This is a genomic window from Streptomyces sp. NPDC046308, assembly GCF_055588065.1.
The window spans coordinates 417408-431253 of sequence record NZ_JBVJFB010000002.1; the positions used below are offsets into that span (position 1 = coordinate 417408).

The window sequence follows — 13846 nt, forward strand, 5'->3', positions numbered from 1 at the left end:
TCGCGGCGCTTCATGCCGCAGCACGTCAACCGGACTGGGGAGTCCCGTTTTGCTTGAGACGCTGGGGTCGCTGACCGCGAGCCCATGGATCTACGCCCTGGTGGCGGTGTCCGTCGTGCTCGACGTCTTCCTTCCGGTGCTGCCGAGCGGGGTGCTGGTGATCACCGCGGCGGCGGCCGCCGCGGCCGCCGGTGCGGCGGGACCGGTGCCGGTGCCCGCGCAGGTGCCGGACATCCTACTGCTGCTGGTCATCGCGACGACGGCCTCGGTGCTGGGTGACATGGCCGCGTACCGGCTGGGCCGGCGCGGCGGAGCCCGCCTGGACCGGGCCATCGCCCGCTCCCGCCGGCTGACCCGGGCCCACGAGCGCCTCGGCACGGCCCTGGCACGGGGCGGTGGCGCCCTGGTGGTGATCGCACGGTTCGCACCGGCCGGGCGTTCCGTGGTGTCGCTGGGCGCGGGCAAGACGCAGCGCAAGGTGGCGGAGTTCCTGCCCTGGTCGGTCCTGGCGGGCATGGCCTGGGCCGGCTACAGCGTCGCCCTCGGCTACTTCGGCACCCAGTGGCTGGGCACCCAGTGGCTCGGCACCGCGCTCTCCCTCGTCGCCCTCTTCGCCGCGGGAGCCTTGGCGGCCTTCCTCGTCCGCCGCCCGCCCACGACGGCGGCTCCCGCGGCGTAGGCGCGGTCCTCGGGCGCGGCCCGCCGACGGAGGCGACGTCCGCGCGACGCAACACCCGCGGGCAGGACGCCGACGGGCAGTACACCAGCAGGCACGCCCTCCGGGGGCACGACGCCCGCGCGCAACACGCCCGGCAGACCGGCGTTCCCCGGCCGCGGCACCCCCGAGCGGGCCGTCCGCGGGCACGACGGTCGCCGGCTCCCCGAAGGCCCACCGGCTCCCGGACGCTACCGGCTCGCTCGGACGCCTGCCGGGTCCCTCGGACGTCTACCGGCTCGATCAGACGCCTGCCGGCTCCCTCGGACGTCTACCGGCTCCCTCGGACGTCTGCCGGGTCCCTCGGACGGAGCAGTGGCTCACCCGTTCACCCGGCCCCGATCGCCGCCCCCGGCCCGGGCTCCTAGCGTCCACAGCACGGTGCGCAACCGAATCCGCGTCACATCCGTGCCCTGGCCGCGCCGTTTCGAGGAGCCGAGGAGTTCTCTCCATGCCCGCCAAGCCGCCTGCCACGTCAACCGTCACGTCCCGACGCCTGATGGCCGTCGCGGCCGCGGCCCTCATCGCCGCCGCTGCTCCCGCCACGTTCGCGTACGCCGCTCCCTCCGCCGGCGTCTCCCCCACGACCGTCGCCCCCGGCGGCCGCGTGGCCCTCACCCTCGACGGCTGCGGGACCAGGACCGGCCGGGCCACGTCAACCGCGTTCAGCGAGGTCCGGCTGACCCCCGGCAATTCGGAGGCCACGAACCTCTTCGGCAGCGCGACCGTCTTCCGCGACGCCAACCCGGGCACGCACCGCGTCACCTTCGAGTGCGGCGGCGCCGGCGGCGAGCGCGTCACCGTCTCGCTGCAGGTCGCCTCGGGCGCGGCCCGCGGCGGTACGGGCGGCAGCTTCGGCTCGATGAGCCTGGGGCAGGTAGCCGTGGGCGGCGCGCTCGCCGCGGGGGCGCTCGGCGCCGGGATCTGGGTGCTGCGGCGTCGCGCTGCGGGGACCGGGGCGGCGTAGGCGGCACAGGCCGGCAGGGCGGGCCCCGGCCGCGTCAGGCCGGGGCGGCGGCCTGTCCCCGTACGTGCACGCCGTCGAGCAGCGCCGCGGTGGCCTCGGCGACGGCGTCCACGGCTGCGTCGAACACCTCGCGGTTGTGCGCGGCCGGCACCCGGAAGCCGGACACCTTTCGTACGTACTGCAGGGCGGCGGCCCTGATCTCCTCCTCCGTGGCCTTCTCGGGGATGGCGGGCGGGCGCAGAGTCTTAATGGAACGGCACATACCCCCACTATCCCGCTGTCGGCGCGGCTCGACCCCGTATGGGGCAGAGCTGATGCGGAGGCAGTGGGCCGAATCTAGACTGACGACGTCATGAAAAGTCACCAATTGAGGGAGACTCGCACCATGGCCAAACGAGGCAACAAGCGTCGGGCCCGCAAGAAGAAGAAGGCCAATCACGGCAAGCGCCCCAACGCCTGAAACCGCTCGAACGAAAGACCCCCGACCAGCACCGGCCGGGGGTCTTGCGCCGAACACAGGGGAAGGCCCCCGACCATGAGTGGTCGGGGGCCTTCGCCGGGGAAGCCGGTCCTAGTGCGGGGCCTCGGCCGGTTTCATGCCCGTGTTCGTGGCGGGCGGGGTGTCAGTCACGGGAGGGGTGGCCGTGCCGGGCGGAGTCTCCGTGCCGGGTCTTCGGAGGGGTCTCCGTACCGGCGGGCGGCGGGGTCTCCGTGCCCGGGGTCTTCGGCGGGGTGCCCGGGGCCGGGTGGGGCTCCGGGGCCGGGTTGGGCTCGGGCTTGTGCTCGCAGTAGACCTTGTTCTTGAAGAACTTGCAGCCCGGCATGTTCTTCACGTCGCGGACCCTGTTGCCCTTGTTCTTCTTTTTCCCTCGTTTGTTGTTCTTGCCCTTGCCGCCGTGGTCACCCTTTGCGTGGTCGACATGGCCGGCCACGGCGCTGGTCACATCAGTGGTGTGCGCTGCCGGGGCGGCGACTGCGCTCGTGGGGAGCAGTACGCCTCCTCCGACCAGCGCGGCCGAAACGGCGAGCATGGTGAGACGGTGCTTCCGGGAAGTGCGGATCATAAGAGTTCTCCTTTGGGGGAAAGGTCGAGCGGGGAGATTCCAGTAGGGCCGCCGCGCAGGTGGCGCGTCATGTCACCGCATTTCGGGACTTGACAGAACCCCGGGGCCAGACGACGGATGCAGCCGACGCGCCCGCCCCCGCCCGGCCCATTTCCCCTGGGGCGGACGGCAGACATGACGAGAGAGCCCCCGACCGGGAAAGCGGTGAGGGGCTCCGCACATGAGCGCGCACGGTTACCCGCTGCTCGCCGGCTCCACGACCCCGGCCACGGGCTCGCTTCCTCCCATGTCCAGCCGGAACGGCGGGTACTTGTCAGTCATCAGGTACACGTACACCAGCACGCGCAGCGTCCAGCGCACCAGGCCCATCAGGAGGTCGAACAGGCCCTTCGGGTAGCGCCCGGTGCACGTCAGTATCGCCACCGCCACCAGGGTGAGCATCCCGATGAGACCGGAGGAGAACGGACTGTAGTCGTCGAGGTACCGGTACGCCTTCCAGCCGCTGGTAAGCAATATGACGACGACCAGCAGCTGCGGGACGACCAGCAGCCACTTGACCAGGACCAGTCCGCGGGAGAGTTTCTCGGGATAGGTGAGGTCGACGCGGATCGGGTAGCCGGGTACGTCCTGGAGCGTGAACGGCGGGTACTGGTCGGTACCCATCACCGCGTTGGCGTAGTAGGTGACGCGCGTGCTCCACCGGATGACGCCGACGTTGAAGTCGAAGAGTGACCGGGGGTAGCGGCCGGTGATGAGGATGCTGAAGAACGCGACGACGCTCAGCAGCAGGGACGCGACCTGCAGGAAGAACAGAACGATGTAGTGCGGAAGGGCGAGGATCCATTTGACCAGCCACTTCCATCGGGTCAGCCGGGGATCCAGCGTGGCTTCGACACACAGGGGGTGGGCGGGAGCGGGAAACATGCTGCCACGTCCTTTCTTGCCTGGGGAGTGGGATACGTGTCCCGCGCATGGCATCGCCAGGGCCGTTCCGGACGGCGCACACGGGCCACTGGCTCTGCCTGAGCCGTATCGCCATTAGCCCCCGGGGCCCCGAATGCCGTCATGCCCCGACATCCCGTGGCAGGAGAACCCGTGACTTGACACAGGGCGGCTGGCCACCGGCAGGCGTGCAGGAGGTACGCGTGGGCTACTGGGCCGACCAGTTGGCCAGCCGGGCGCGGGCCGCTTCCGAGATCACCGGCCAGGGGTCGTCGACGAGCCGCGCGACTGCGGACCGCGGCGAACGCGGGTGGGTGGCCACGGTATTGCGGACGGCGTCATGGGGATCGTCCGCCAACTGCTCCAGCAGTTCCGGCGGGCAGGAGCGCCTGCCCAGCACGCGCACCCGCACCCGCACCCGCCAGTCGTCGTCCTTGACCAGCTCGGCCAGGACCTCCGGCGGGCAGGTCCGGTTGTGGGCCGCCCAGAACCGCATCTCCGGATGTTCCCGCACCAGTTGCCACCACACGCCCAGCGGCATGCCCGCCCACGCCGAACGCTCGTACTCCGCGGGATCCTCGCTGAGGCGCAGGCGTACGAACTCCTCGACGGAGGCGATCTCGAAAAAGCGGTCCGCCATGCCGGGACCGTAACCGACACCACCGGCCCCCTGCACCCGCCCGTCCCGCGAGCGCTCCTTCCCGTCGGGCGGGCATGCGAAAGACCCCCGACCATTGCTGGTCGGGGGCATTTTCACTGGTGGGCGCGGACGGTTTCGAACCGCCGACATCTGCTTTGTAAGAGCAGCGCTCTACCCCTGAGCTACGCACCCGTGGATGAGTGGACAGCCTACATGGCGTGCATGCCCCCCACGCAAACCCGTTGCCTTGGGGGAGAATGGATCGGGGCATGGCGGACACGGTACGGGAGAGGGATTGTGACGACGGCATCCCGGCGGTGGTTCGGTGGGCGGGACGAGAGTCGGCGGGCGGATGCGCAGGCGGCGAAGGATGCCGCCGCAGCAGCGTTCTACGCGCTGGATACGGCACAGCGGGACCTGCGGATCTCGATCGAGACGATCGCCGCGGCGGACGGGTCGCCCGCCGCGCGGCAGGCGACCGAGAGCTTCGCCGCGCTCGGGCAGCGGATCGACCAGGTCAGCCACGTGTACATCGAGGCGGTCGACGCGCACGACCTGGACCGGCCGGAGCTGGAGGGTTCCGTGGCGACGCGGGCCCGGGATGAGCTGACGCGGGCCCGGGACGAGCTGGTGCGGGTCAAGGGCGAGCTGGACCGGTTCGCGCAGGGGTTGCAGCCGCTGCTGGACAAGGCGGAGACGCAGCTCGCGCGGGTCGCGCCGGCGCGGGAGCGGGCCAAGGCGGCGCTGATCGGGGCGAGCGACGCGCTGGACGCCGTACGGGCCAAGGGCATGCGGGCCGACGATCTGGCGGCGCGGCTGGCGGCGCTCGGTCCGGAGCTGACCAAGCTGAACCAGGGCGCGGCACGGCACGGGGTGCAGGAGACGGTGCAGCGCGCGGACCGGATCCTGCGTGACGCGGAGGCGATACGGGCCGAGGTGGCGCGGTTGCCGGAGCGGGCGGCGGAGATCGACCGGCGGCTGGTGAGCCTGCGGACGCGGGCGCAGGCCCTGCGCAACCGGGCGGACCGGGTGGATCCGGTGCTGAGCGAGTTGCGCCGGCGGTTCAGTGCCGCGTGCTGGCAGGACCTGCAGCACGTGCCGGAGCAGGCGGTACGGGACGTCGCGGAGGCGGAGGACCGGCTGAAGGAGGCCGGCCGGGCGCGGGACGAGCAGCGCTGGGCGGACGTGGGGGCGCTGATCGAGGCGGTCCGGGGTTCGTTGGACGCGACGGACGAGGCGGTGTCGGCGGCGCAGGACCGGCTGACGCGGTTGGAGGCGGTGGCGCGGGATCCGCAGGCGGAGGTGGACCGGACGCGGTTCGCGATCCGGGACGCGCAGCGGCTGGCGATGGCGGGCCGCAGTGTGCCGGACCCGCGGCATGCGGGGCCGCTGGACGATGCGGTGGCGCGGGTGGGCCGGGCGGTGGAGGGGCTGGAGGGGCGGCACCCCGACTACTGGGCGTTCCTCCACGAGATGGAGGACGTACGGGCCGCCGTGAACCGGGTGGTGAGCGGGATCCGGGCCGAGCGCGGGCACGGCTAGCCGGAGTGCGAGCACGGCTTGGCCGGAGTGCGGGCACGGCTAGGCCGGAGTGCGGGCACGGCTAGCAGCTGGAGCGCGGGCACGGCGAGGCAGCCCGAGCGCGGGCACGGCTAGGCCGGAGTGCGAGCACGGCTAGGCCCGAGCGCGAGCACGGCTAGGCCCGAGCGCGAGCACGGCTAGCAGCTGGAGCGCGAGCACGGCCAGGCCCGAGGGCGGCCGCGGCCAGGCCCGAGCGCGGGCACGACTAGGCCGGAGCGCGGGCACGGCTGGGCCCGAGCGCTGGCACGGCTGGGCCGAGCGCAGGTACGGCTGGGCCGAGTGCGTCGGAGGGGCTGCGGATTTCGGGGGCGTGCGCGGGGGCTTGGTCCGGACCCGGCCGAAGATCCGGGTTTGGTCCCGTTTGTTTCGTGGCGTTCCGCGACGGATGCTGGGAGGTGCCGGGAACGGACCAGAGGAGGGCACCATGGCCGCCCGCACCTTTCGCAAGCCTCCTGCCAGGGTGACCGAGGAGCCGGGGCCGTACGTGGCTCACGCGGCGTACGGGTGCACCGAGCCGCATGAGCACTACGCGCCCTACGTGGCCCACGAGCCCGATCCCGATGCCCCCGCGCCACCGCGCTTCGCCGACACGGTTTCCCGGCGCATGGGGCGCGCGCTGCATCCGGTCAACGCGCGGCTCGACGACCATCTGCCCACGGACCACAAGCTGAGCCAGGTGTACCGGGTCGGGGCGGGGCTGACGGGGCTGCTCCTCGTCGTGTTCGGGGTCCTGGGGCTTGTCGATCAGATCGGGTTCTTCGACACCGGCGGGGACACGGTGCTCGCGCTCAACACCAACGGGGCGCTGAGCGTCCTGTCGATCTGCATCGGTGCGCTGCTGTTCTTGGGGATGGTGGTGGGCGGCACCTTCGCCTCGACCTTGAACATCGTGCTGGGCGTGCTGTTCATCGCGAGCGGGTTCGTGAATCTGGCGCTGCTGGACACGGGGCTGAACTTCCTGGCGTTCCGGATCCAGAACGTGCTGTTCAGCTTCGTCGTCGGTGTGATGCTGATGTGGTTCGGGATGTACGGGCGGGTGGGCAGCGCGCTGCCGCACGACAATCCGTACTGGCGTGCCCGCCACCCCGAGCAGGCGGCGTGGGAGGACCGGGCGCGGCGTGTTCAGGGGCGTCCCCCCGTGATGCACGGCCGCTGCCCTTAGCGGCGCCCGGCCGGCCACGCGGTACGGCACGGCCGTGCGCCGTGCCGGACGTAGCGCCAGGGCGCCGGGCGCGCTTAGCCTGTGCGCATGCCTCGATACGAATACCGCTGCCGGACCTGCGACGACATCTTTGAGGTCAGCCGGCCCATGGCGGAGTCCTCCGCGCCCGCCGATTGCCCCGCCGGGCACGCGGACACCGTCAAGCTGCTGTCCGCCGTGGCCGTGGGCGGGACGAGCAGTGCCCCCGCGCCCGCGATGGGCGGCGGCGGGGGCGGCTGCTGCGGTGGTGGCGGCTGCGGCTGATCCCGCAGCCCTCGGCCCGCTGCCCGCAACCCGCACAGGACTTGAGCGGGAGCGTCAGCGCTTGCGCGAGAGGGTGAGTCCGTCCGAGATCGCCAGCAGGACGGACTCCATGCGCGGGTCGGCCGCGACGTGCTCGTTGTAGGCGCGGACGCCCGCGGCCGCGCCGGTGGCCGACTCGTCGAGGACCGAGCCGTGGTAGAGCGTGTTGTCCGTGACGATCAGGCCGCCCGGACGCAGCCGCGGCACCAGCTCCTCCCAGTAGTCGATCTGGCTCTCCTTGTCGGCGTCCACGTAGGCCATGTCGATGTGGGGTTCGGTCGGCATGGCCCGCAGGGTCTCCAGTGCGGGTGCGATCCGCAGCTCGATGCGGTCCGCGACGCCCGCCTGCTCCCATGCCTCCCGGCCGTACGCCGTCCACTCCTCGGAGACGTCGCAGGCGATGAGGCGGCCGTCGGCGGGCAGTGCCTGCGCCATCGACAGGGCCGAGAAGCCGGTGAAGGTGCCGACCTCGACGATGTGGCGGGCGCCCGTCAGCCGGACCAGGAAGGCCAGCAGCGGCCCCTGCTCCTGCGCCGACTGCATTCCGGCGACGTCGGGGAACTTCGCGTAGGTGGTCTCCACCAGGCCCCGCTGGACCGGGTCCAACGGGGGGTTGTGGCCGAGCACGTACTGGTAGAGCTCGTCCGTGATCTTGGTGCTGTTGCCCTTGGTCATGCGCCCAGTCTGCCGAGCCGGGCCGCCTCACGGGTGAACGCGCGGAGCATTTCCTCCCCGGCCAGGACGCCCGCCGTGGTCAGGGCCGTCACCGACGGCGCCGTCCAGGCCGCGTCGGCCAGTTCGCCGTGGCCGGGGCGCCAGCCGGCGTCCGCCGCCAGCAGCAGGTCCGCGTCGAGCAGCGAGTCGCCGGCGGCGAGGGTCGTGGTCGCTCCGGTGCGGCGGGCGACCTCGTGCATCGCGGCGCTCTTGGTGAGCGGGCGCGGGACGGCGTAGATCTTCCGGCCCTGGAGCGAGACCGTCCAGCCGCGGCTCTCGGACCACTCCGTGAGGGCCTTGAGCCATTCGTCGGGGACCAGGGCCCGCTCGACGACGAGGTACGCGAAGAGGTCCTCCGCCACGCGCGTCTTGCGCAGCCACGCCGGGTCGGCCACGGACAGCAGGTGCCGGTGGACCTCCTCCAGCGGGGCGCACTCGCGCGCCAGGCGCGCCGCGACCTGCCGGCGCCAGTCCCGGTCCGGCACCCCGTCGACGAGCAGCTGCCCGCCGTTGGCGCAGATCGCGTAGGCGGCCGGGCGGCCGGGGAAGCGGATGCGCTGGTACTGCTTGCGGGTGCGGGTGGTCGTCGGGACGAAGACCACCGAAGGGTCGGCCGTCAGCTCCGCCAGCAGCCCCGCCGCCGTCTCGGTCATGTAGGACAGCGGCTTGCTCTCGTGGACCTCGACGCACAGCAGCCGCGGGGCCACCGGGTCGGGCATGGTCAGGCCGAGGGCGGCCGTCGAGTAGATGAGCGTACGGTCGAGATCGCTGGCTACGAGGACAGTCACTTCGAGGCCACAGCCTTTCCGTCGGCGCCGGTGGCGCCGCGCGTGAATCGGGGGTGGATGAGTCCCACGCACGTGTAGGGGAGCCCGTCGACCTCTTCCACGGGGACCCCGCGCTGCTCGGCGAGCAGCCGTACGTGGTCCAGGTCGGGTCCGGCGCCGCGCTGCGCCAGGATCTTCCACGGCACCCGGCGCAGGAGCACGCGGGTGGTCTCGCCGACGCCGGGCTTGACGAGGTTCACGTCGTGGATGCCGTACTCCTCGCTGATCCGCTCGACCGCCGCCCAGCCTTCCCAGGTGGGGGTGCGGTCGGCCGCGAGCAGCTCCTTGACCTCCTCGTCGACGGCGTCGGCCACCTCGTCGAAGTGGGCGGCGACGGTGTCGACGAAGGCGACGGAGACGTCGGCTCCGGCGAGCTCCCGGTAGAACTTCGCGCCGTGGAAGTCCGCGGCACCGACCAGGTCGGACCTCAGAACCGTACGCGATATGAGACCGGAGACGGTGGAATTGAGACAGGCGGAGGGGATCAGGAAGTCCTCGCGGGTGCCGTACGTGTCCACGCACGAGCCGGGGTCGGCGAGGACGACGATCTCCGGGTTGAAGCCCTCGAACGCGGCGAGGGCGTCGCGCAGCTCGCGGGTGATGGCGCCCTTGCCCGTCCAGCCGTCCACGAAGACGACGTCGGCGGGGTCGTGGTGGGCGGCAAGCCAGCGCAGGGCGTTGGCGTCGATGCCGCGGCCGCGCACGATGGAGACGGCGTAGTGCGGCAGGTCGAGGCCGTGGCGGGTCTGGGCCCAGCGGCGCATCAGGACGCCCACGGGGGTGCCGGCGCGGGCCAGGGAGACCAGGACCGGGGAGGGGGAGCGCTCGGCGAGGACGGTCTCGGTGACGGTGCCGACGGCGCGGGCGATGCGGGCGGCGGAGGCGGTGAGGGCGCTCTGGTAGAGCTCCTGGTACTGGGGGGACGGCTGGTATTCGACGGGCAGCGATTCGGCGTAGTGGGCGCCGCCGGCCTGGATGGCCTCCTCGCGCTCCTCCGTCGGGGCCTCCAGCTCGACGTCGGAGAAGTCCTGGAGCAGCCAGCCGACGTCCTCGGGGGCGTACGAGGAGAAGGCGGGGCCGCGCAGGGGCTCGGGCATGATCGGCTCCTGCCGGTCGGGTGTGGCGGGTGGGGCGGGTACGTACGAGGGGACGACGGCCAGCACGACGCGGCCGGTGTGCGGGGCGAGGGCCGCGAGCAGCCCGGCGTGCAGTTCGGGGGTGTCGCCGGCCGAGTCGACGACGGCGATGACGGCGTCGAAGCCGGCGCCCGCGACGTTGTAGGCGTAGCGGTCGCCGGGGCCGTCGGCGGGGGTGTCGTGGGCGGGGAAGACCAGCCGCGTGCGGATGGCGTAGCCGGGGTCGTCCACGGCGAGCACCGGGGAGCGGGTGGTGGTGGAGAAGCGGACCTCGCGGGCCGCGCCCGCCTCTTCCAGGGCCTGGGCGAGGCGCAGCGGCGCGTACATCAGCTCTTCGTTGCCGAGTACGAGGAGCCGGCCGAGGCCGGGTGCGGTGCCGGGGCCGGTGCCCGATCCGGTGCCGGTGGCGAGCGCTGCGGTGAGCTGGTCGGCGAGCTCCGGGAGGGCCGCCTCCAGGCGGGCGCGGTGGGCGGGGGTGAAGCCGTGGCGGCCGCCGTCGGGGACCCCGGAGGGCCAGTTCAGCTCGACGCGCGTGACCGGCTGCGGGCCGTCCGCCGGGGCTCCGCCCCGGACCCCGCTCCTCAAACGCCGGAGGGGCTGATTCTGCCCGGCTGCGGTGCCGTCCCGGGCCGGAGCCACGAGCCCGGATTCGGCCGGGGACGCGGGCTGACTCTGCCCGGCTGCGGTGCCGTCCTGGGCCGGAGCCACAGGCCCGGATTCGGGCGGGGACGCGGGCTGATTTTGGCCGGCGGCGGCGGTGGCCGTGGTCAGGGCCTCGTGTTCCTCGACCAGGGCCTGGCCCTTGGCCAGGACGTCGGCCGGGAGACGGACCGTGCCCGAGGCGAGGGCGATGAGGTCCACGCGTGCGCCCAGCTCGGCGGCGAAGGCGGTGAGGCGGTCGCGGTCGGCCGGGGAGCGCATGTCGACGAGGGCGACGACCACGTAGTGCCGGCGGGGGTGGCGGCCGTGCAGGTCGCGGATGGTGTTCAGGACCGTGTTGCCGGTGGAGAACTCGTCGTCGACGAGGACGAGCGGACCGCTGCCCGCCAGCAGCCGCGGGTCCTCGGGCAGCAGCAGGTGCGAGGTGGCGTGCGAGTGCGCCTCCTCGAAGCCGCCCGCGGGCTGCACGCCCGGGACGGGCCGGCGGGTGGAGTGCAGGTAGGGGGCGCTGCCCAGGCCGTCGGCCACGCAGTGGCCGAGCCCGGTGGCGGTCTCGGCGTAGCCGAGGACCACGGCCGCGGCGGCGCCGTCCTCGCCGAGCAGGGCCCGGACGCGTTCGCCGAGCCCGTACCCGGCGGCGTATACCGTCCGCGGGGACTGCGGGACGTGCTTGCCCAGCACCTGCGACACCAGCAGGTGCGCTCGCTTGGGGTTGCGGCGCAGGGCCAGTCCGAGCAGCTCCGTCAGCCGCGGACCGCCTTCGGAGTCCTCCAGGCTGACGCCCAGCCGATCCGCGACCCAGGTACCCGACCACACTGCTTCGATCGTCTTGCCTTTCCTCGTCGTCCGCACGTCCGTCGGCGGCCGTGCGTCCCTCTCCGGCGGCCTGCTCACACCTGGAGTCCGGCCGTGAGGAGGTCGACGAAGCCGACCTCCTCCTTCGCCACGCCGAAGACCTCGGCGCGGAGCATGGTGCGCTCGGCCCAGGCCCGGTGGGGCTTCACCTCGTTCATCTTGTTCGTGTAGGCGGAACGCATGACGCCGCCGCCGCCGCGCTCCGGGCGCAGGATGTCCTGGGCGTCGCAGAACTCCTCGTGCGAGACCACGGACAGTGCGTGCACGGGGGTGACGTGGGCGGGGTGGATGCAGGTCTTGCCGAGCAGTCCGTTGGCCCGGTCGAGTTCGATCTCGCGCAGCAGCCCGTCCAGGTCGTGCTCGATGAGGGCGGTGCGCAGTTCCTCCACGCCCTCCTCCAGGAAGGGGCTGCGGCGCAGTTGGGGCTTGAAGAGGCGCTGCTGGCTGCGGAAGTACTCCCAGACGGGGCCGGTGACGGTGAAGCCGGTGCCGTCGGCGCGGCTGAGGACGTTCACGACGTCCGCGATCACGCCGGCCACGATCTGGACGTCGTAGGCGGTCATGTCGGGGGTGCGGCGCAGTCCGTAGGCGGAGCAGAAGTCGGTCACGCCGAGCCGCAGCGCCAGGACCCGTTCGCGGTGGCTGTTGACCGTGCGGGAGATGCCGGCGAGGGCTTCGACGCGGGTTTCCAGGTGCAGCAGGTCGGGCGTCTCCAGGACCGGCATGGCATACAGGCGGGGCTGTCCGCTGACGGCCTCCGCCTGGGCTACGGCTTCGAGGAAGGCGATGCCCCGGCTCTCGTCGAATTTGGGGAGTACGAATCCGGCCAGGCGGCGTACGGAGCCGCCCAGGCGGCGCACCAGGTCGGGTATCTGCTCGGGCGTGCGGACGCGGACGAAGAGGAGCGGGAGCTCCGCTTCGTCCGCGTCGAGCTCGGCGAACTGCCGTACGAGGTTCTCCTCGGCCCCGCGGACATCGGTGTCGCTGATGGAATCCTCCAGGCAGAGGACCATGGAGACGACTCCGCGTCCGGCCTGCTTGCGGATGTCCGCGGCGAGGGCGGGGCGGGTGGCCGGGCTGTAGAGCGTGGCTCCGAGCGCGGCGGCGAGGACACGGGAGGGTGAGGCTCCGGTGAATTCCGCCGGTTCCTGGTGGAAGAGGTCCTTACGGACGGTGGGCGATATGTGCCCAAAGTGACGCATGTGCTTCCCCCGTACTGCCTCGGCGGCCCAACTGGCATGGCCGGTAATAGTACGTACGAACGTGAGTCAAGAGTTCCTCAAGCACATGAAGTTCAGGTAACCCTCTTGCACCATGCCCAGGTCTCGCGTTCGAGACAAGGCCCTACGGGGGGCCGCATTGTCCCGCTCCACCCCGGGAGGGCAGGATGACGTGCATGACGCACGCGATGCAGAAGGGCTCGAACATCCCGGTGGCCGCCGTGGCGGTCCGGGCGGTGCTGCGCTGGACCAGCGGCCCCGAGGTGCCGGACGTGGACGCCTCCGCGCTGCTCGTGGGCCACGACGGCCGGGTGCGTTCGGATGAGGACTTCGTCTTCTACAACCAGCCCCGGCACCCCTCGGGGGCCGTGTGGCGGCTGGGCAAGAAGCAGCTCGGGGACGCGGTCACCGACGCCGTTCAGGCGGATCTGCGGACGGTGACGCCGACGGTGGACCGGATCCTGGTGGTCGCCTCCGCCGAGGACGTCCCCTTCGAGCGGGTCCACGACCTGCGGATCCTCCTCTACGACGCCACCGCGACCGGCGGCTCCGAACCGCTGGCCTACTTCGACGTACGGCCCGAGACGGGCGCCGAGACGGCGCTGATCTGCGGGGAGCTGTACCGCCGGGGCGAGGGGTGGAAGTTCCGCGCGCTGGGCGAGGGCTACTCCAACGGGCTGGTGGGCCTGGCCACCGACCACGGGATCTCGGTCGACGAGAACGCCGCCGAACCCGCCGGGAGCCCGACGGCGGACCCCACCTCCGAGCAGACGACGGCGATGGCCCCGCCGGCCCCGCACACGCAGGCCCCGCCGGCCGCGCCGCCCGCCTACGGGTACCCGCAGCCGGTGTCCCCGGCGCCGGTGCCGGTGCCGGGCGGGGATCCGTCCTTCCGGCTGCCGGTGCAGGGTCCGCAGTTCATCCGCCGCTGAGCCGGCGGCGGGGAGGGGGGGGGGGGGGGGGGGGGGGGGGGGGGGGGGGGGGGGGTGGGGGGTGGGTGTGATCTCTCCCGACCCAGGGC

Annotated in this window: 15 protein-coding genes and 1 tRNA gene; 7 read left to right on the forward strand and 9 right to left on the reverse strand. The window is 72.6% G+C overall.

Features of this window, described 5'->3' with window-relative positions; translation table 11 throughout:
* Positions 1 to 49: 49 nt before the first annotated feature.
* Positions 50 to 679: a DedA family protein gene (locus ACZ6JT_RS09325; RefSeq protein ID WP_365482501.1), complete on the forward strand. Its 630-nt coding sequence runs from the start codon at positions 50 to 52 to the stop codon at positions 677 to 679.
* Between the two features lie 487 nt (positions 680 to 1166).
* Positions 1167 to 1682, forward strand: a complete 516-nt coding sequence (locus tag ACZ6JT_RS09330; RefSeq protein WP_469208872.1) for a hypothetical protein — start codon at positions 1167 to 1169, stop codon at positions 1680 to 1682.
* Positions 1683 to 1716: 34 nt separating this feature from the next.
* Here ACZ6JT_RS09330 and ACZ6JT_RS09335 read toward each other — a convergent pair whose 3' ends face one another.
* Complete coding sequence (locus ACZ6JT_RS09335) at positions 1717 to 1944, reverse strand: DUF2277 domain-containing protein (RefSeq protein ID WP_469208873.1); 228 nt, start codon at positions 1942 to 1944, stop codon at positions 1717 to 1719.
* Positions 1945 to 2067: 123 nt separating this feature from the next.
* On the opposite strand from ACZ6JT_RS09335, the gene ACZ6JT_RS09340 reads away from it, so the two are divergent.
* Entirely contained in the window at positions 2068 to 2142 is a 75-nt protein-coding gene (locus tag ACZ6JT_RS09340; RefSeq protein WP_100661309.1) for a 50S ribosomal protein bL37, read from the forward strand.
* Positions 2143 to 2305: 163 nt separating this feature from the next.
* On the opposite strand, the gene ACZ6JT_RS09345 is transcribed toward ACZ6JT_RS09340, so the two are convergent.
* From ACZ6JT_RS09345 to ACZ6JT_RS09360, 4 genes are all read right to left on the reverse strand, one after another.
* Positions 2306 to 2746 carry a hypothetical protein gene (locus ACZ6JT_RS09345; RefSeq protein ID WP_469208875.1) on the reverse strand — a complete coding sequence of 147 codons (441 nt, stop codon included), beginning with the start codon at positions 2744 to 2746 and terminating at the stop codon, positions 2306 to 2308.
* A 234-nt stretch (positions 2747 to 2980) separates the two neighbouring features.
* Positions 2981 to 3670: a DUF4389 domain-containing protein gene (locus tag ACZ6JT_RS09350; RefSeq protein ID WP_469208877.1), complete on the reverse strand. Its 690-nt coding sequence runs from the start codon at positions 3668 to 3670 to the stop codon at positions 2981 to 2983.
* A 226-nt stretch (positions 3671 to 3896) separates the two neighbouring features.
* Positions 3897 to 4328, reverse strand: coding sequence for a hypothetical protein (locus ACZ6JT_RS09355; protein WP_469208879.1), 432 nt, complete (start codon positions 4326 to 4328; stop codon positions 3897 to 3899).
* 117 nt (positions 4329 to 4445) lie between these two features.
* Positions 4446 to 4520: transfer RNA gene (locus ACZ6JT_RS09360), tRNA-Val, on the reverse strand.
* A 105-nt stretch (positions 4521 to 4625) separates the two neighbouring features.
* On the opposite strand from ACZ6JT_RS09360, the gene ACZ6JT_RS09365 reads away from it, so the two are divergent.
* From ACZ6JT_RS09365 to ACZ6JT_RS09375, 3 genes are all read left to right on the forward strand, one after another.
* Positions 4626 to 5870, forward strand: a complete 1245-nt coding sequence (locus tag ACZ6JT_RS09365) for a hypothetical protein (RefSeq protein ID WP_469208881.1) — start codon at positions 4626 to 4628, stop codon at positions 5868 to 5870.
* 463 nt (positions 5871 to 6333) lie between these two features.
* Entirely contained in the window at positions 6334 to 7071 is a 738-nt protein-coding gene (locus tag ACZ6JT_RS09370; RefSeq protein WP_469208883.1) for a DUF4383 domain-containing protein, read from the forward strand.
* A gap of 87 nt (positions 7072 to 7158) precedes the next feature.
* Positions 7159 to 7374, forward strand: coding sequence for an FmdB family zinc ribbon protein (locus tag ACZ6JT_RS09375; RefSeq protein WP_469208885.1), 216 nt, complete (start codon positions 7159 to 7161; stop codon positions 7372 to 7374).
* Positions 7375 to 7428: 54 nt separating this feature from the next.
* Here ACZ6JT_RS09375 and ACZ6JT_RS09380 read toward each other — a convergent pair whose 3' ends face one another.
* The 4 genes from ACZ6JT_RS09380 to ACZ6JT_RS09395 all read right to left on the reverse strand — a co-directional run bounded on the left by ACZ6JT_RS09380 (position 7429) and on the right by ACZ6JT_RS09395 (position 12807).
* On the reverse strand, positions 7429 to 8088 hold the full coding sequence (locus tag ACZ6JT_RS09380; protein WP_469208887.1) for an O-methyltransferase: 660 nt from the start codon (positions 8086 to 8088) through the stop codon (positions 7429 to 7431).
* Entirely contained in the window at positions 8085 to 8915 is an 831-nt protein-coding gene (locus ACZ6JT_RS09385; protein WP_469208889.1) for an HAD family hydrolase, read from the reverse strand. The genes ACZ6JT_RS09380 and ACZ6JT_RS09385 overlap by 4 nt, the downstream gene beginning before the upstream one ends.
* Complete coding sequence (locus ACZ6JT_RS09390; RefSeq protein ID WP_469209608.1) at positions 8912 to 11575, reverse strand: phosphoribosyltransferase; 2664 nt, start codon at positions 11573 to 11575, stop codon at positions 8912 to 8914. Before ACZ6JT_RS09390 ends, ACZ6JT_RS09385 begins: the two co-directional genes overlap by 4 nt.
* Positions 11576 to 11640: 65 nt before the next feature.
* A complete protein-coding gene (locus tag ACZ6JT_RS09395) occupies positions 11641 to 12807 on the reverse strand; it encodes an HpcH/HpaI aldolase/citrate lyase family protein (protein WP_469208890.1) in 1167 nt (388 codons plus the stop codon).
* Positions 12808 to 13001: 194 nt separating this feature from the next.
* On the opposite strand from ACZ6JT_RS09395, the gene ACZ6JT_RS09400 reads away from it, so the two are divergent.
* The gene (locus ACZ6JT_RS09400) at positions 13002 to 13757 is read left to right on the forward strand and encodes a TerD family protein (RefSeq protein ID WP_469208892.1); all 756 of its coding nucleotides are present in this window, start codon (positions 13002 to 13004) and stop codon (positions 13755 to 13757) included.
* The last annotated feature ends 89 nt before the right edge of the window (positions 13758 to 13846 follow it).